Origin of the sequence: Microbacterium sp. NPDC056052, assembly GCF_042266785.1 — a bacterium.
In the GTDB taxonomy this organism is placed as follows: Bacteria; Actinomycetota; Actinomycetes; order Actinomycetales; family Microbacteriaceae; genus Microbacterium.
Map to the genome: position 1 here is coordinate 19,754 of NZ_JBHJWV010000002.1, position 16,955 is coordinate 36,708.

At 72.4% G+C, this 16,955-nt stretch carries 15 protein-coding genes; 11 read left to right on the plus strand and 4 right to left on the minus strand.

Features of this window, described 5'->3' with window-relative positions; all coding sequences use genetic code 11:
- Nucleotide 1: 1 nt before the first annotated feature.
- The 8 genes from ACFC1J_RS04180 to ACFC1J_RS04215 all read left to right on the plus strand — a co-directional run bounded on the left by ACFC1J_RS04180 (nucleotide 2) and on the right by ACFC1J_RS04215 (nucleotide 10,276).
- Entirely contained in the window at nucleotides 2–946 is a 945-nt protein-coding gene (locus ACFC1J_RS04180; RefSeq protein ID WP_375902784.1) for an ABC transporter ATP-binding protein, read from the plus strand.
- Complete coding sequence (locus tag ACFC1J_RS04185) at nucleotides 943–1,767, plus strand: ABC transporter permease subunit (RefSeq protein ID WP_375902786.1); 825 nt, start codon at nucleotides 943–945, stop codon at nucleotides 1,765–1,767. Before ACFC1J_RS04180 ends, ACFC1J_RS04185 begins: the two co-directional genes overlap by 4 nt.
- Before the next feature lie 244 nt (nucleotides 1,768–2,011).
- Nucleotides 2,012–5,689, plus strand: a complete 3,678-nt coding sequence (locus tag ACFC1J_RS04190; protein ID WP_375902788.1) for an efflux RND transporter permease subunit — start codon at nucleotides 2,012–2,014, stop codon at nucleotides 5,687–5,689.
- Nucleotides 5,686–7,044 carry a sensor histidine kinase gene (locus tag ACFC1J_RS04195; protein ID WP_375902790.1) on the plus strand — a complete coding sequence of 453 codons (1,359 nt, stop codon included), beginning with the start codon at nucleotides 5,686–5,688 and terminating at the stop codon, nucleotides 7,042–7,044. The genes ACFC1J_RS04190 and ACFC1J_RS04195 overlap by 4 nt, the downstream gene beginning before the upstream one ends.
- Nucleotides 7,041–7,736, plus strand: a complete 696-nt coding sequence (locus ACFC1J_RS04200; RefSeq protein ID WP_375902792.1) for a response regulator — start codon at nucleotides 7,041–7,043, stop codon at nucleotides 7,734–7,736. Before ACFC1J_RS04195 ends, ACFC1J_RS04200 begins: the two co-directional genes overlap by 4 nt.
- Nucleotides 7,737–7,758: 22 nt before the next feature.
- Nucleotides 7,759–8,364 (plus strand): dCTP deaminase, encoded by a 606-nt coding sequence (dcd, locus tag ACFC1J_RS04205; RefSeq protein ID WP_375902794.1) that lies wholly within the window; start codon nucleotides 7,759–7,761, stop codon nucleotides 8,362–8,364.
- A gap of 1 nt (nucleotide 8,365) precedes the next feature.
- The gene (locus tag ACFC1J_RS04210) at nucleotides 8,366–8,950 is read left to right on the plus strand and encodes a hypothetical protein (protein WP_375902796.1); all 585 of its coding nucleotides are present in this window, start codon (nucleotides 8,366–8,368) and stop codon (nucleotides 8,948–8,950) included.
- Between the two features lie 114 nt (nucleotides 8,951–9,064).
- Entirely contained in the window at nucleotides 9,065–10,276 is a 1,212-nt protein-coding gene (locus tag ACFC1J_RS04215; RefSeq protein WP_375902798.1) for an MFS transporter, read from the plus strand.
- Between the two features lie 150 nt (nucleotides 10,277–10,426).
- Here the strand turns inward: ACFC1J_RS04215 and ACFC1J_RS04220 are convergent, their stop codons facing one another.
- Both ACFC1J_RS04220 and ACFC1J_RS04225 read right to left on the minus strand, forming a co-directional pair.
- Entirely contained in the window at nucleotides 10,427–11,344 is a 918-nt protein-coding gene (locus tag ACFC1J_RS04220) for a helix-turn-helix transcriptional regulator (protein ID WP_375902800.1), read from the minus strand.
- 131 nt (nucleotides 11,345–11,475) lie between these two features.
- The gene (locus tag ACFC1J_RS04225) at nucleotides 11,476–12,333 is read right to left on the minus strand and encodes a MarR family winged helix-turn-helix transcriptional regulator (RefSeq protein WP_375902802.1); all 858 of its coding nucleotides are present in this window, start codon (nucleotides 12,331–12,333) and stop codon (nucleotides 11,476–11,478) included.
- Nucleotides 12,334–12,484: 151 nt separating this feature from the next.
- Between ACFC1J_RS04225 and ACFC1J_RS04230 the strand changes: the two genes are divergently transcribed.
- The gene (locus tag ACFC1J_RS04230; protein ID WP_375902804.1) at nucleotides 12,485–13,075 is read left to right on the plus strand and encodes a MarR family winged helix-turn-helix transcriptional regulator; all 591 of its coding nucleotides are present in this window, start codon (nucleotides 12,485–12,487) and stop codon (nucleotides 13,073–13,075) included.
- Nucleotides 13,076–13,091: 16 nt separating this feature from the next.
- Here ACFC1J_RS04230 and ACFC1J_RS04235 read toward each other — a convergent pair whose 3' ends face one another.
- Nucleotides 13,092–14,060 (minus strand): alpha/beta fold hydrolase, encoded by a 969-nt coding sequence (locus ACFC1J_RS04235; protein ID WP_375902805.1) that lies wholly within the window; start codon nucleotides 14,058–14,060, stop codon nucleotides 13,092–13,094.
- 73 nt (nucleotides 14,061–14,133) lie between these two features.
- Between ACFC1J_RS04235 and ACFC1J_RS04240 the strand changes: the two genes are divergently transcribed.
- A complete protein-coding gene (locus ACFC1J_RS04240; RefSeq protein ID WP_375902807.1) occupies nucleotides 14,134–14,823 on the plus strand; it encodes a TetR/AcrR family transcriptional regulator in 690 nt (229 codons plus the stop codon).
- A 46-nt stretch (nucleotides 14,824–14,869) separates the two neighbouring features.
- On the opposite strand, the gene ACFC1J_RS04245 is transcribed toward ACFC1J_RS04240, so the two are convergent.
- Nucleotides 14,870–16,285, minus strand: a complete 1,416-nt coding sequence (locus ACFC1J_RS04245; protein WP_375902809.1) for an MFS transporter — start codon at nucleotides 16,283–16,285, stop codon at nucleotides 14,870–14,872.
- 110 nt (nucleotides 16,286–16,395) lie between these two features.
- Between ACFC1J_RS04245 and ACFC1J_RS04250 the strand changes: the two genes are divergently transcribed.
- Nucleotides 16,396–16,950, plus strand: coding sequence for a hypothetical protein (locus ACFC1J_RS04250; protein ID WP_375902811.1), 555 nt, complete (start codon nucleotides 16,396–16,398; stop codon nucleotides 16,948–16,950).
- The last annotated feature ends 5 nt before the right edge of the window (nucleotides 16,951–16,955 follow it).

The window sequence follows — 16,955 nt, forward strand, 5'->3', positions numbered from 1 at the left end:
CATGATCACAGCAGAGGGCCTCAGCAAGAGATACGGACCCAAGACCGCGGTCGACAACGTGTCGTTCACCGTCCAGCCGGGTACGGTCACCGGCTTCCTCGGGCCGAACGGCGCCGGCAAGTCGACCACGATGCGCATGATCGTGGGCCTGGACCGGCCGAGCTCCGGCCGCGTCACCGTGAACGGCCAGGAGTACCGCCGCCTGCACGCGCCCCTCACCGAGGTCGGCGTGCTGCTGGACGCCAAGGCCGTGCACACGGGCCGCTCCGCCCGCAACCACCTGCGCGCGCTCGCCGCGACGCACGGACTCCCGTCGAAGCGCGTCGACGAGGTGATTGAGATCACGGGCATCGGATCCGTCTCCCGCAAGCGCGCGGGCGGGTTCTCCCTCGGCATGGGGCAGCGCCTCGGCATCGCGGCGGCCCTGCTCGGCGACCCGCACACGCTCATCCTCGACGAACCGGTCAACGGCCTCGACCCCGAGGGCGTGCGCTGGGTGCGTGAGTTCGTGCGGCACGCCGCGGCCGAGGGGCGCACGGTGCTGCTCTCCAGCCACCTCATGAGCGAGATGTCGCAGACCGCCGACCACGTGATCGTGCTCGGCCGCGGCCGGGTGCTCGCCGACGCGCCGCTGGCGCAGCTCGTGCAGCAGTGGACCACGGCCCAGGTGCGGGTCCGGAGCCCTCGCGCCGCCGAGCTGGGCGACCTGCTCGTCGCATCCGGCGCCCTGGTCAACGCCTCCGGCCACGACACGATCGACGTCACCGGCCCCGAGGCATGGTGGATCGGCGACCTCGCCGCCGAGCGCGGCATCCCGCTGCATGAACTGACCCCCACCAGCGGCTCGCTCGAGGACGCCTATCTCGCCCTCACCGGCGAGGCCGTCGAATACCGCACCCGCGCCGTGCCCGAAGCCGGCGCCCCGATTCCGGAGGTGGTCGCATGAGCGCCGTCGCTCCTACCGTCCCCGCCGTCTCGGGGCCGTTCCGCCTGAGCTTCCCGCGCAGCCTGCGCAGCGAATGGATCAAGCTGACCACGCTCCGCTCGACCTGGTGGTCGATCGCGATCACCGCCGCGCTCACGATCGGCATCGCCGTGCTGATCGCCTTCGCCATGTCGTCGTCGGCCGGCCCGCAGGCGGGAGCCCTCAACGGCATCATGGCCGTGGTCATGCCGATCCAGTTCACGGCGTTGCTGGCCGGCATCCTGGGAGCCATCGCGGTCACCGGAGAGTACTCCACGGGCATGATCCGCTCCACGCTCACCGCGGATCCCCGCCGGGGCCGGGTGCTGGTGGCGAAGGCCGTCGTGCTGGCGCTGTTCCTGTTCCTCGCGTCCCTGGCGATGTTCGTGATCGCCGCCGTCATCGTGTCGGCGATCCTGGGCGGGCACGGTCAGGCGCTCGAGTGGGGTGCGCCGGACAAGGTGCTCCTGCCGCTGCTCTCCGCCGCCGCGACGATGGCGGTGTGCGCGCTGATCGGCGTCTCGTTCGGCTTCCTGCTGCGCTCCGGCGCCGGTGCGATCGCTGCCACGGTCGGGCTGCTGTTCGTGCTGCCGATCATGTCGAACTTCTTCGCCTTCGCGGGCGAGTCCTGGAAGTGGGTGCTGGACGCGGCGAACTACCTGCCGCTGTCGGCCGCGCAGAATGCGATCCTGCCCAGCGACACCTCGTCGCTCTCCGGGGGTGTGGCGTTCCTCACGCTCGGCGCGTGGGTGGCCGCGGGGCTGCTCGGGTCCTGGGTGGTGCTGCGCTCGCGCGACGCCTGAGCGTCGCGCGTCTCCCCCGCCCCATCGCCCCCTTCGGCCGTCCGTGCCGGAGGGGGCGATGTCGTCCGCTCCCACGGGCACCCGCATGCGGATGTGGTACTTGAGGACGACCCCGGGACGGGCGGGATCCTCCCCGAAGCGGATGTGCCGACCCGGTCGCGCCCGGTTTCCTGAAGATACGGCTCGTCGCAGGTGGCGGCGGTCGGGGCGCTCCGCGCCCGCTCGTGATCGCCCTGGAGGATCCGTGACCCTGCTGACCCGACTCAGCCTCGCCAACCGCGCCGTCGTCGCCCTGTTCACCGTCCTCATCGTCGGGGCGGGGCTCTGGGCGACCGGCAGCATGAAGCAGGAGCTGCTGCCGTCGATGTCGCAGCCCGCGGCAGTGGTGCTCGTCACCAAGCCCGGCGCCTCGGCCGAGACCCTCGACCACGACGTGGTGAAGCCGCTGTCCGACGTGCTGGGCTCCGTGACCGGGGTGGACGAGGTGCGCACGAGCACCTCGAGCGGCAGCGGGCAGCTGACCGTGTCCTGGGCGTTCGGGCGCGACGACGCCAAGATCCTCGCCGACCTCAAGGCCGCAGCATCCGCCGCCGGATCCGCCGCCGACGGCATCCACACCGAGGTGTACGCGGGCAGCTCCGCCGACATCCCGGTGCAGAGCCTCGCGATCACCGGTGACGGCGATGTCGAGGCCCTGGCCGACCGGGTCGACAAGACCCTCGTCCCGGCGATCGAGCACGTCCCCGGCGTGCGCGCCGTGCAGGTGTCTGGTCGCGTCTCGGAGCGCGTGCTGGTGACCCTGGATCCGGCCAAGCTGTCGGCGCGATCGGTCGACGCGGCCGCGGTGTCGGGGATCCTGCGCACCGCCGGCGTCGTGGTGCCGGCCGGCACCAGCAGCGACGGCACCCGCGCGATGGCGATCGAGGTGGGTCAGGAGGGCACGTCGATCGAGCGCATCTCCGCGATGCCGATCCCGACGATGCAGGGGCCCGTGCCGCTGGCCGAGGTCGCGACCGTGGAGCTCGCCCCCGTCCCGCAGAGCTCGATCTCGCGCGCGGACGGCCGCCCGGCGCTGAGCTTGACCATCACCAAGACGCCCGAGGCGAACGCCGTGCAGGTGTCGCATGCCGTGACCGCCGCGGTCGCGAAGACGCTGCCCTCTCTCGGTGCGAACGCCGCGAGCTCGGTGCTGTTCGATCAGTCCACGATGATCGAGAAGTCGACCCACGACCTGGCCGTCGAGGGCGGCCTGGGCCTGGTGTTCGCGGTGCTCATCATCCTGGTCTTCCTGTTGTCGCCCAGGGCGACGGTGATCACGGCCGTCTCGATCCCGCTCTCGCTGCTGATCGCGGTGATCGGGCTGCGCGTCGGCGGCTTCTCCTTCAACGTGTTCACGCTCGCCGCGCTGACGGTCGCGGTGGGCCGGGTGGTCGACGACTCGATCGTGGTCATCGAGAACATCGCGCGACGACGCGGATCCGCGCCGCTCACGCCCGCCGACGTGCTCGCCGCGGTGCGCCAGGTGGCCGGTGCCGTGACGGCGTCGACCCTGACGACGGTCGCAGTGTTCCTGCCGGTGGCCCTCGTCGGCGGCATGGCGGGGGAGCTGTTCCGGCCGTTCGCGCTGACGGTGACCATCGCGCTGCTGGCCTCGCTGCTGGTGTCGCTGACGATCGTGCCCGTGCTCGCGTACTGGTTCCTGCGCCGTCCGGCGAAGGGTGCGGCGGCGGAGGCCGCCGCCGCGGACGCCGAGCACGGCGCGACGGCCCTCGTGGAGCACGCGGACGCGTCGGGCGCGGCCGCCGCGGATACGCATCGGGCCGGCACGGCAGAAGCGACGGCCCCGGGCCCGGAGGAGGCGGCGCAGGATCCCGCCGAGCGCGTCACGCGGATGCAGCGCGCCTATCTGCCCTCGCTGCTGTTCGCGCTGCGCCGGCCGGTCACCGTCGTGCTGATCTCGGTCGTGGTGTTCGCGGGCACGATCGTGGCCGCCGGGTTCCTGAAGACCGACATGCTCGGCAGCTTCGCCGACGATCGCGCGGTGACCGTCACTCAGACGATGCCGCTGGACACGACGCTCGCGGTCTCGGACAAGGCCGCCACCGCCCTGGAGAAGAAGGTCCGCGACCTCGACGGCGTGGCCTCGTATCGCACCACCGCGGGTGAGCAGGGGGCTCCGGTCACTCTCGACATCGTGATCGCCGCCGATGCGGATCCGAAGGCCGTGCTGCCGCGGATCCGCACCGCGGTGGGGGAGCTCCCGGACGCCGACCGCATCACGGTGTCGACGCAGGCGACGCAGACCACCTCCTCCTCGATCGACGTGATCGTGAAGAGCCCCGACGAGAAGGCGCTCGCGAGCGCGTCCGAGAAGCTCACCGCCGCGCTTGGCAAGGTCGACGGCATCGGCACGGTGAAGAGCGATCTCGCCGCGGATCTCCCGGTGCTGAAGGTCTCGGTCGACCCGGCGCGTGCCGCGACGCAGGGCTTCACCACCGCCGAGGTGGGCGCGGCGATCTCCGCCGCCGTGCAGGGCGAGCGGCTCGGCTCCGTCGGCATCGACGGCACCGCGACGGATCTGGTGGTCCGCGCGCAGTCGACGGCGACGGATCCCGAAGCGGTCAAGGCGCTCACTCTCCCGATCTCTGCGCTGCAGGCGCAGAAGACGCAGAAGGACGCCGCGGATGCGCTGCAGCGCGAGCAGGAGGCGATGTCCTCCCAGGCGCGCACGGAGGCCGAGAACAAGGCCGATGAGCAGCTCTCCGAGCTGTACGACGCCCGCTCCTCGGGGGCGCAGGATCTGGTCGCGCTGCGCGAGCAGCTCGCGCAGCTGCTGGCCTCGCCGCCGCCCGCCGACGCGAGCCCCGCGACGCAGGGTCAGCTGAGCGCGCTCGAGTACCAGAAGCTCGTCCAGCAGCTCACCCAGGCCGTGGCCGGAGCGGAGAGCGGGCTGAGCAACCTGGACGAGCAGATCTCCGGGGCACGCACCGCGATCGCCGACGGGGCGCGGCAGCAGGCCGAGACCGACCGGCTCACCCAGGCGCAGCGCGACCTCGAGCACCTGCGGGCGACGCCGATCCGCGTCGGCGACATCGCCGCGGTGGAGGTCGTCTCGGCGCCCGCCACGATAACCCGGATCGACGGCGCCCGCGCGGTCACGATCTCGGCCACGCCCGCGGAGGGAGCGGATCTCTCCACGGCGTCCTACGGCGTGCAGACCGCCGTGGACGGGGTCGCCCTGCCCGCCGGCGTGAGCCTGGACGAGGGCGGCGCGGCCGCCGAGCAAGCGCAGTCGTTCGGCGAGCTCGGCATCGCCATGCTCGCCGCGATCGCCCTGGTCTACATCGTGCTGGTCGCGACGTTCCGCTCGCTCGTGCAGCCACTGCTGCTGCTGGTCTCGGTGCCCTTCGCCGCGACGGGCGCGATCGCGGGCCTGCTGATCACCGGAACGCCGCTTGGCATCCCGGCGCTGATCGGCATGCTCATGCTGATCGGGATCGTGGTCACGAACGCGATCGTGCTGATCGACCTCATCAACGAGTACCGCCGGAACGGCTCGGGGCTCGACGACGCCGTGGTGCACGGCGCGCGGCTGCGCCTGCGGCCGATCATCATGACGGCGTGCGCGACGATCTTCGCGCTCATCCCGATGGCGCTCGGCATCACCGGCGGCGGAGCGTTCATCTCGCAGTCGCTGGCGATCGTCGTGATCGGCGGGCTCGTCTCCTCCACCGTGCTGACGCTGCTGCTGGTTCCGGCGCTGGTCGTGCTGTACGAGCGCCGCGGCGACCGCCGGCAGGCACGGCGGGAGCGTCGCGAGGCCCGTCGTCACGGCCGCACCGCCGGAGTCGAGGTGTTCGAGAACGAGCAGGATCCGGCGGCGTCCGCCGACGCGGAGGACCGTGGGAGACTGGCGACGTGACCGACGGCTCCGCGCGCGCCCTGGATCGCGCCGCGTCGCGCTGGCAGCGCCATCCGCACGCGGCGGATGCCCTCACGACGCTCAGCTGGGTCGTGCTGACGGCTGTGCCGATGTTCACGGCGGAATCCGCGATCGCGGTGCGACCCGTCGGGCCGTGGGGGCTCGGCCTCGGGCTCGTCGTGGTGGCGATCGTCGCGACGACGATGATGCTGTTCCGCCGGCGCAACCCGGTGCTGCTGTTCCTCGTCGCGGTCACGCTGCCGCTCGTGCTGCTGCCCTTCTCCCTCGACGTGGGAGCCTTCGCCGTCGCCTATGCGGTGTTCGCGATCGCCGTGTACGACCGTATGTCCCGGGCATGGATCGCCGGAGCGATCGCCTACGCGGTGACCCTGGCGCTGAGCGCCGTGCACCTGCTCACCGGATTCGGCTTCACGCCGGTGAACCGTTCCGGGTCGCGGCTGGACACCGCCCTCACCTGGGCCGCCTTCGACCTGCTGCTGCTCCTGGTCGCGCTGCTGTGGGGGCAGAACGCGGGCAACCGCCGCCGCTACGTGGCGGCGCTCGTCGAGCGGGCGCGGATCCTGGAGCACGAGCGGGATCAGGAGGCGCAGCTCGCGGCCCTCGCCGAGCGCTCGCGGATCGCCCGCGACGTGCACGACATCGTGTCGCATTCGCTGAGCGTGATCGTGCGGCTGGCCGACGGCACGAGGGCCGTCTTCGATGCGGATCCGGACCGCGCGCGGGAGGCGGTGGGCCAGATCGGCGGGGTCGCGCGCTCCTCCCTCGACGAGATGCGGAGGGCGCTCGGGGTGCTCGAGCGCCCGAACGGGCAGGAGTCGGCGCGCAGCGGCACGGGCCTGGAGGATCTGCCGCGCCTCGCCGAGGTCTACCGCGGGATCGGGCTGCCGGTGCGGCTGGACCTCGACCTGGGGCCGTCGGAGCACCGCGAGCCCCCGGCATCCGCGGCCGTCGATGCGCAGGGGATACCGGCAGGGCTCCAGATGACGGTCTTCCGGGTAGTGCAGGAGTCCCTCACCAATGCGCTCCGGCACGCCGAGGCGCCCACCCAGGTGCGGGTCGAGGTGCGGGTGACCGAGGACTCGATCCACGCCGAGGTCCGCGACGACGGCACGCCGGCGACGGTCGCGGCGGAGAGCGTGCGCCCGGGGCACGGCGGCCCGCCGGAGCGCGGACGCACGAGCGGATCCGCGTCCGTATCCGCCCCCGCCCGCGTCGGGCGCGGGCTGCTCGGGATGCGCGAACGCGCGGCCCTCTACGGCGGAACGCTCGACGCCGGCCCCGCGGGCGCCCGCGGCTGGGCTGTGCGTCTCGCGCTTCCGAGGAGCGGGTCATGACGGCGGTGCGGGTGCTCATCGCCGACGACCAGGCCCTGATCCGCGCCGGCCTCGCGATGGTGCTGGGCGCGCAGCCGGACATCGAGGTGGTCGGCGAGGCGCAGGACGGCATCGAGGCCGTGGCGCTCGCGAACGTGCACCGGCCCGATGTCGTGCTGATGGACGTGCAGATGCCCCGCATGGACGGCCTGGAGGCGACGAAGGAGCTCGTCTCGTCCGGCAGCGGCATCAGGGTGCTCGTTCTCACGACCTTCGACCTGGACGCCTACGCGTTCGGCGCGATCGACGCCGGGGCGAGCGGATTCCTGCTCAAGGACTCGGACGCCGATGACATCATCGCGGCGATCCGCGCGGTGGCCGCGGGCGACGCCGTGCTCGCCCCACGGGTCACCTCGGAGCTGCTGCGGCGCTTCGGCGCGCTCACCCGCGCCGCGGAGGATCCCGCCCGCCGCGCGAGGGAGGACGACCGGCGCGCCGCCGCGGCCCGACTGCAGGTGCTCACCGACCGGGAGCGCGAGGTCTTCGACGCGCTCGTGCAGGGGCTGTCCAACGCCGAGATCGCGGAGAAGCTCTGGCTGAGCGAGTCGACGGTCAAGACCCATGTCGGCCGGGTGCTGCAGAAGCTGGGCATGCGGGACCGCGTGCTGGCGGTGGTGTTCGCGTTCCGCAACGGCCTGACCGATCCGCGGTGACGGCACCGACTACGCTGAGACCGTGCTGCTGAGCGACAGGGATATCAGGGCGGGGCTCGATGCCGGACGGATCGGACTGGATCCGTCCGAACCGTCGATGATCCAGCCGTCGAGCATCGACGTGCGGCTGGACCGCTATTTTCGCCTCTTCGACAACCACAAGTACCCCTTCATCGACCCGGGCGAGGACCAGCCCGAGCTGACGCGGCTGATCGAGGTCGAGCCGGATGAGCCGTTCGTGCTGCACCCCGGGGAGTTCGCGCTCGGCGCGACGTTCGAGCAGGTGTCGCTCTCGGACGACGTCGCCGCGCGCCTCGAAGGCAAGTCCTCGCTCGGCCGTCTCGGGCTCATCACGCACTCCACCGCGGGCTTCATCGACCCCGGCTTCACGGGTCACGTCACGCTCGAGCTCGCGAACGTGGCGACTCTGCCGATCAAGCTCTGGCCCGGCATGAAGATCGGCCAGCTGTGCTTCTTCCAGCTGTCCTCTCCGGCGGAGAACCCGTACGGATCCGGTCCCTACGGCAACCGCTACCAGGGGCAGCGCGGTCCGACCGCCTCGCGTTCCTTCCAGAACTTCCACCGCACCGACGTCGGCGTCACCGACGCCGGATCCACCGGAGGCTGACATGACCGCGGACGAGACGGATCCGAACCAGGACGAGCAGTCCGCGCCGCAGCCGTCCGCCGCGCCAGCATCGCTGCCCGCCGGCGACACCGAGCTCGCCCCTGCCCCCGTGGAGAGCGAGGGCCTGGCCGAGATCCTGGCGGATCCCGAGATCCCCCCGGCCGAGGAGAGCGCGGCGCTCGCCGCCCTGCTCGCCCCGCCCGCGGAGGCCGCGCCGGCGGAGGAGACCCCCGGTCTTGCGGAGATCCTCGCTTCGCCCGACCCTGCTGCGTTCGGCGACACGGAACCCGCGCGCGAGAGCCCGGCCGTCGCCGAGGCCAAGGGACCGCGGACGCCGGTCCCCGCGGAGGACCCGGGTCCTGTCGCGGGGCCTCCGCCGCTCCCCGTGCTCCCGCCGGAACGGCCCTCGCCACCGCTCGCCCCGGAGGCCGGGCGGGGCGGTTACCCCCTGCTCGTGGGGCTGGTGTTCCTGCTCCTCCTGGTGCTGCTGGTCGGCGCCGTCGTCCTCATCGCCGTGCTGGTCGCGAACGGAGCCTGGCAGTTCCCGGTCGCGGCCGCGCTCCCGGCCGTGCTGCCTCTCGTCTGACGGCGCCCGCGATCATCGCGCGAGCGCCGCGTCGCGGAACCGATCCGGACGATCGGTCGGGTCGGGCGGACGTACGGTCGGGCGGGGACCCCTCTCCTGCGCCAGGCTGGAAGCATGACCACCACCGCCCCTGTGCCCACGGTCGCCGCCGTCCCGCGCCGGCTGAACTACGGCGCCCTGCTCGCCATGATGGCGACCGCGTTCCTGCTCGTCACCGCGGAGTTCCTCCCCGGCGGTCTGCTCACCGATATCGCGGCGGAGATCGGCGTCACACCCGGCCAGGCCGGGCAGATGGTCACCGTGACGGCCCTCGCGGGACTCATCGTGGCACCGACCATCGGCCTCATGCTGCCGCGCTTGGATCGCCGCTCCCTGCTGGTGTGGATGGCGATCGGCGCGGCCGTTTCGAATCTGATCGTCGCGGTCGCGCCGAACCTGCCGCTGCTGCTGGTCGCACGCGTGCTGCTGGGCGCAGCCCTGAGCGGATTCTGGTCGATGTCGGTGACGGTCGCGGCACGGATCGCCGGGCCCGAGCGTCTGGGGCGGGCGATGATGTTCAACTCGGCCGGCGTGTCGCTCGCGACCGTGGCGGGCGTGCCGGCGGGTGTCCTGCTCAGCCAGGTTCTCGATTGGCGCGGAGTGTTCGGGATCGCGGCTGCGGCCAGCGCCGTCCTCGCCGTCCTGCTGCGGATCCTGCTCCCGAGCGTGCCCGCCGAGGGAGCGGCGCGGCTGTCCACCCTGCTCGAGACGTTCCGTCGTCGCGGCATCGGGCTGGGCGTGGTGGGCCATGTCCTGGTCGTGCTCGGGCATTTCCTCGCCTACACGTACATCCGGGTCGCCCTCGAGCGCGTCCACGAGGGCGGCGCCGCGATCACCGAGGGGACGATCATCCTGCTGCTCGCGCTGTTCGGCATCGGCGGCTTCATCGGGAACATCGCGATCGGCGTGATCGTGGACCGCAGCTATCGCACGCTCGCTGTGATCACCCCGCTCGTGATCGCGGGCACGGTGCTGCTGATGAACGCGATGACCGGATCCCTGTGGGCGATCGGCGTGGTCGCGTTCGTCTGGGGCTTCTTCTTCGCCTCGTGGCTGCTGATCGTGAACACCTGGATCGGGCATCGCATGCCGGACCGGCTCGAGGCGGGCGGGAGCCTGGTGGTCATGGGGTTCCAGGCCGCGATCATGACCGCCGCGGGCATCGGGGGCCTGCTGGTGGACGGCATCGGGATCGCTCAGGTGTACGTGATCGGCGCGGCCGTGCTCGTCGTAGGTGCGGTGCTGTTCGGCTTCTCGAGCAGGATCAGCGCTCGCGCGGATCACTGATCGGGCCGGCGGGGCCATCCGATCCGACCGGCGGCCCCGCAACTCTGAAGGACGATGGCGACTCTGCAGGAGGATCCGGGCGGATCCATCCTCAGAAGTTGCCATCGTCCTTCACGGTTGAGGCGAGGATCCGGCCGGATCGGCGCGTCGTCAGACGGTGCGGGCCTCGCGCCAGGCGGATGGCGTCTGTCCGGTCCTGCGGCGGAACGCGCGGCTGAAGCCCTCGTCGGAGCTGTAGCCGAGGTCGCGGGAGATCTCGCTGACCAGGCAGCCGAGCGCCAGGCGGTCCTGTGCGGCGCGTATTCGCACCTCGGTCACGTAGCTCGCGGGAGAGGTGCCGAACGCGGCGCGGAACCGCTCCGCGAACACCGTCCGCGACATGGCGCCGACGCTCGCCATGCCCTCGACGCTCCAGTCTCGTCCCGGTGCCGCATGGATCGCCTCGATCACGCGCTCCAGGAACGGATCGCTCGTGCGCGCAGGCCAGCCCGCGGGCGCGCAGCCGTGCGCGGCCCAGGCTCGGATCACCGACGCCAGCACCGTGTTCGCCATCATGCGGCAGATCACGGCGTCGCCGTCGCGGCTGGCGTCCTCGATCGCGGCGGCGTCGACCGGGAGCGCGGTGAGGTCGAGCCCCACCTGTGCGGCGAGGGCGGCGGCGGCCGGCTCGTGGTGGGCGAAGTCGCGCACCAGGGCGATGTCGGGCAGCGCGTCCGCGATATGCGCGGCGGCGGGCGCGAGGATGAGGGTGGACACCAGGATCCGCGTGCCGGGGTCCGTCTTGAGCGACATCGGCGCCCGGCCGGGGGTCAGCATCGCGTCGCCTCGTGTGAGCGACATCGGCTTGTCGCCGCAGCGGGTGTGCACGGTGCCTTCGATGACATAGACGACCGAGAGCGCGTTGCGGTCCAGGGCGATGGTCTCGGCGGGATCCGGCGCGATGCGCACCTGCCGCCGCAGTCGAACGTCGACCGTCGCGAGGAGGGCGTCGACCGCGCCGCCGGCCTGCATCGCCGTGTCCGGCACGGCGTGCAGCGGCGGCATCCGGTCGGGAGCGACAAGGGTCATGTGAAAGGGAAACCCTGCGCGCGCGTGCTCTATTCCGTCGCGAGGACCGGGTCGTCGGCGGCGATGAGTCTGACAGAGGGATCCGGCCCCCGCCGCGGAGTGCGGGCAGGGGCCGGATCGGGTGCGCGAGGTCAGCCGTTGCGGCGGCGACCGTCGTGCAGGTGGATGTGGAGGTGCGCCGGGGAGTGACCGGACGCACCGTGCGAGCGTCCGCGGAACGGGTGCTCGCCGCGCGCGTGCTCGCGGGAGAGGCGCTCGCCGTCCGCGTGCCCGCCGCAGCGGTGCTCGTGACGGAGGTGCTCGTGACGGAGGTGCTCGTGACGGAGGTGCTCGCGGTGCGGCCACTCGCGGCCGCCGTCGGGACGCCCGCCGAAGCGGTCGCGGTCGAAGCCGCCGGGGAAGCCGTGCTCATGACGGGGGTGCTCGCCGTGGCGCGCGAAGCGCTCGCCGGAGCCTCCGTCGTGGAACTCCCCGTGGTGACGGCCGTGGCCGCGGCGACCGTGGCCGCGGTGTCCGTGCTCGCGACGGTCGTCGTCGCCACCTCGGCGCTCGCCGGTCTGACGGCGGGGGAGGCGCTTGCCCTCCTCGTAGCCGAGGCCACGGGCGAGCTTCTCGAGGGCGGTCGCCATCGTGGCGAACTCCTCGGGATCGAGGGCACCGGCGACCTGCGCGCGGATCTCCTCGACGGCGGCGGTCAGGCGCGCCTTGGCGGCGATGCCGTCTGCGGTGAGCGCCCACCCGTCCGGGCCGGGCTCGACCCAGCCGAGGGTGGCCAGGTGGCGGACCTTCCCGTCGGTGAGGTCCCAGCCGAGCGGAACCGTGCCGTCGACGGCGTTGAGGATCCGCCAGTCGCGGCGGGTGATCCCCTCGTCCTCGAAGGCGGTGGCGAACTCGGCCGCCAGCAGGCGGTCGACGGCGGTGATCCAGAAGCCGAACGGGCGGCTCTGGTCGGCAGGCGTGTTCTCTGGGGTGTTGTCTGTGCTGTTCATGCGAAGTCCTTCAGGTATCGGGGCGATGACGGGGCGGCTCGTCGCTGTGACGGCCGCTTCTCCGGGCTCTCCCGGATCCATGTCATCTGCCATGTACATGCAGTGTGACATGTAATTGGGATCCATGTCAAGTCGCATGTAAAATCGGAGCATGCCTCACAATGCTGAGAACCCGGATCCGCTCGACGCGATCGTCGCCGCGCTCGGTCTGCTGCGCGGACGGGGGCCGCGCCCGCCCCGCGAGCACCGCCACGGGATGCATGACGGAGACCCCCGGCGGGGGGAAGGGTTCCGTGGGCACGGCGGACCGCACGGCGATCACGGTGATCACGGGGCGCACGGGGGTCCCCACACGGATCCGCACGGACGAGGCGCTGGACCCTGGAGTGGCGGGCCCTGGGGCGGCGGGCGCGGCGAGGCGCCTGCGCGCCTGCGCATGCTCGAAGCGCTGGCGGCGGGGCCGCTCAGCGTCAGCGCGCTGGGCGAGGCGATCGGCGTGGACCAGCCGCGCGCCTCGCGCCTGGTGCAGCAGGGCGTCGAGCGGGGCTGGCTGAGCCGCGAAGCGGATCCGGACGATGCCCGCCGCACGCGGATCGCGCTCACCGATGAGGGCAGGCGGATGGGACGCGGCGTCCGCGGCGACCGACGCGAGGCTCTGCGCGGCGCGATGTCGGCGCTGACGGCGGAGGAGCAGGCCGAGCTCGCGCGCCTGCTGGCCAAGGTCGCCGCGAACTGGCGCTGACCGACGCGGCCGCCGCTCAGCGTGCGGTGACGACCTGCGATTCGGGCGGGCCGTCGATGCGCGGCCCGGTCTCGACGGCGCCGTCTCCGGCGGACGTGGTGTCGCCCCCGCTGGTTCCGCGCGTCCCGAGGCCCGCGATCCCCGTGCCGGTGAACGCGATGACCGCGTCCAGCACCGGATCCGCCTGCAGCACGCGGTTGTGCCCGAACCCGACCGTGCGCAGCAGGTGAGAGCGGCCGGCGTGCGCGGTGTGCAGGCGCAGAGCGTCGGCATCGGGCATGCGGCGGTCGGTGCGGTCGTGCACCACGAGCAGTTCGGTGCCGGAGGGCAGCGGGTCCCGCACCGCGTCGTAGGCGTTGGCGATCCCCTCCCGGTCGAGGCCGAAGCGCGCCCCGAACCGCTGCTCGAAGCGGGCGGCCACCGCGGGCTCGAGGCGCAGGGTGCGGGAGAACTCCGCGAGGAACGCGGCCGGCGCGGAGGCGCCGGCGATCACCGCGACGCGGGAGGAGGGCACGGTCGTGCGGGCGGCGGTGAGTGCGGCCAGCCCGCCGAAGGAGTGGCCGACGATCGCGTGGAACGGGCCGTCGCCGCGCTGCAGCCGCGCTGCGGCCGTGACCCAGTCGCGGAGATCGGTGCTCCGCCCAGGGGAGTCTCCGTGCGCCGGGGCGTCGAAGGCGACCACGCGGAAGCCCTCGGCGACGAGCTCGCGCACGAGCGGCGCGAACTGCGACGCGCGCCCCTGCCAGCCGTGCATCAGCAGCACGGCGCGCTCGCCGCGCCCCCAGCGGTACGCGACGATCTCGGATCCGCTGATCGGGATCCGCTCCCGCTGTGCGTCCCGATGCGTCGCGAGGTCGGCGCCGCGCACGGCCATGCGCGGCGCCGTCGTGAAGAACAGTCGAAGCGCGAGGCGGCCGGCGAGGCGCGGCGACACGGCTCCGGCGGCGCGGATGCCGCCGAGGATCAGGCGGGCGGAAGCGGGCATGGGTTCCCCTTCGGACAAAGAATACGAACGGTCATACGTAGAATAAGCGAACGATCGTTCGTACACTAGGGGCATGTCGGAAGTTGCCATCCAGGAAGCGGCCGATGCCGGGATCGCAACGGTTCAGGCGTCGGACGGGCGTCGCCTGCGCGGCGACGCCTCGCGGCGCACCGTGCTCGAGAGCGCGACCGACATCGCCTCGGTGGACGGCCTGGACGGCCTCACGATCGGGCGGCTGGCGACGGCGTCAGGGCGGGGCAAGAGCAGCATCGCGACGCTCTTCCAGAGCAAGGAGGGGCTGCAGCTCGCGACGGTCGCCGCCGCGCGGGAGATCTTCACGGCGCTCATCGTCGAGCGGGCGCGCACCGAGCCGCGCGGGGTACGGCGGTTGTCGGCCCTGCTCCGCAACGCCCTGGACTACTCCCGCGACCGGGTCTTCACGGGCGGGTGCTTCTTCGCGGCGACGGCGGCCGACGTCGATTCCAAGCCCGGTCCGGTGCGCGACGCCGTGCACACCGCCCTCGTGGACTGGTACGGCTACGTCGAGGCGCAGGTGCGGCACGCGATCGCGACAGGAGAGCTCGATGCCCGAGCGGATGCCGAGCAGCTGGCGTTCGAGCTCGTCGCGCTGAACGAGGAGGCCAACTCGCGCTCGCTGCTTCTGCAGGACCAGCGCCCCTACGCCCTCGCGGCGCGGGCGATGCGCGACCGGCTGCGCGCGGCCGGTGCGGTGCCGGGGCACGTGACCGCGCTCGACGCGTAGGGATCCGCCGGGCGAACCCGGGCCAGGGGCCTGGCCGGGATCCGATCTAATGCGGGAGCCGCACGCTCCGCCGCGTCTCCTTGACCGGCAGGAGCAGCAACAGGCCCGCCAGCAGCACCGCGACGATGCCGAGGATGCCGAACTTGGTGTTGCCGGTCAGGATGATCAGCACCGTCCAGGCGCCCTGGGCGATCCAGCTCGCGGCGCGCCCGGTCGTGGCGTAGAGGCCGAAGACCTCGCCCTCGCGGCCGGCCGGGGTGACCCTGGCGAGGAAGGATCGTCCCGCGGACTGCGCCGGTCCGACGAACGCACACAGGATCAGACCGCCGATCCAGTAGGCGACCTGGCCGGTGTCGACCAGCGCGAACACCGCGATGCCGGACACGATCATGCAGGCGAGCGAGATGATGATCAGCCGCTTCGGGCCCCAGCGGTCGTCCAGGCGGCCGGCGAGGATCGTCGACACGCCGGCGATGAGGTTCGCGGCGACGCCGAAGATCACCAGATGGATGAAGTCGAAGCCGAAGACGGTGCTCGCGATCACGGCGCCGAAGGTGAAGACCGCGCTCAGCCCGTCGCGGAAGACCGCGCTCGCGACGAGGAACCAGAACGTCGTGCGGGTGCTCGGGTTGCGGTAGAGGCCGATCACGTCCTTCACGAGGAGCACGTAGGAGGCGAAGAAGCCCACCTTCCGATCCGGCCGTCCGAGCGACGGCTCCGGCACGTTCAGGAAGATCGGGATCGAGAACGCGATCGCCCACACGGCGCAGCCGACCGCGATGAGGCGGAACGGCAGCCCGCCGTCCTCGGAGAGCCCGAACCAGTCCGACATGTAGAAGACGATCACCAGGACGAGGGCGACGATGCCGCCCAGGTAGCCGAAGCCCCACCCGAGACCCGAGATCCGCCCGACCGTCTTCGGGCTCGCGATCGAGATGAGCATCGCGTTGGAGTTGACCGAGGCGATCTCGCTGAACACGACGCCGGCGGAGATGAGCGTGACCCCCAACCAGAACAGCGACGGCGTCGGCGTGACGAACCAGAGCCCGAGCATGCACAGGATCAGGGCGCCGGTGCCGATCCCGAGCCACAGCTTCTGCCGGCCCGCCGCGTCGGCGCGCTGCCCGAGCACGGGCGCGAGCAGCAGGATCGCGAGGCCGGCGATCGTGCCGCCCAGTCCCAGACCGCTCGTGAGCTCCGCGATCCCGGCCACCCTGGCCGGATCCGTCTTGTCGAGCTGCGCGAGCTCGGGCGGCAGGAAGGCGTTCGTCGTCAGGTACAGCGCGGTGAAGATGAAGGTCAGGATCACCGAGTGGAACGGCTGCGTGGCCCAGTCCCACAGCGCCCAGGAGTAGATCTGCTTCTTCGGCGCCGGCTCGTCCCCGCGGAGGTCCAGGCCCACCACTGCGACGGCGCCGCTCGTTGCGGTCGCCTGGGGTTCGGGATGATCGCCGTTGCTCATGCAGGAAGTCTCGTGCGTGCCGGTGAACGAGAGGTAGCGGCGCGCCGATGCGCGAACCGCGATCCGCGATCCGTGGCGCCGCAGCCGGTGACGCCCGGTACCGTCGGGGGATGGTGCTGCCCGTCGTGCTCGTCGAGGGGGAGAGCGATCGACTCGCTCTCCTTGCCGCCGCGCGCGTCCGCGGAGACGACCTCCGCGCGGACGTGGTCTCGCTCGGAGGGATCACGAACCTGCGCTCCTGGCTGGAGCGGCGGGATCCGGTGGTGCCGGTGCGCGGGCTCTACGACGCCGCCGAACTGCGCTACGTGATCGGGGCGCTCGCCGCCGCCGGGCTGCTGGCCGAGGGTGAGACGGATCCGGTCGCCATCGCCCGGGCGGGATTCTTCGGCTGCGAACGCGATCTCGAGGACGAGGTGATCCGCGCGGCCGGTCCGGAGCTGGTGCTGGAGACGCTGGCCGCCCGCGGCGAGCTGGCACTGTTCCGGGTCTTCCAGGGGCAGCCGGCGCAGCGGGTCCGCTCGGTCGAGGCGCAGTTGCATCGCTTCGCCGGCACCGCGAGCGGCCGCAAGGCGCATTTCGCGGCCGATGTGGTGGCGGCCCTGCCGCCGGACCGGATCCCGGATCCGCTGGTGGCGGTGCTCGACGCCGCCGTGTCGCAGGCCTGAGGAGG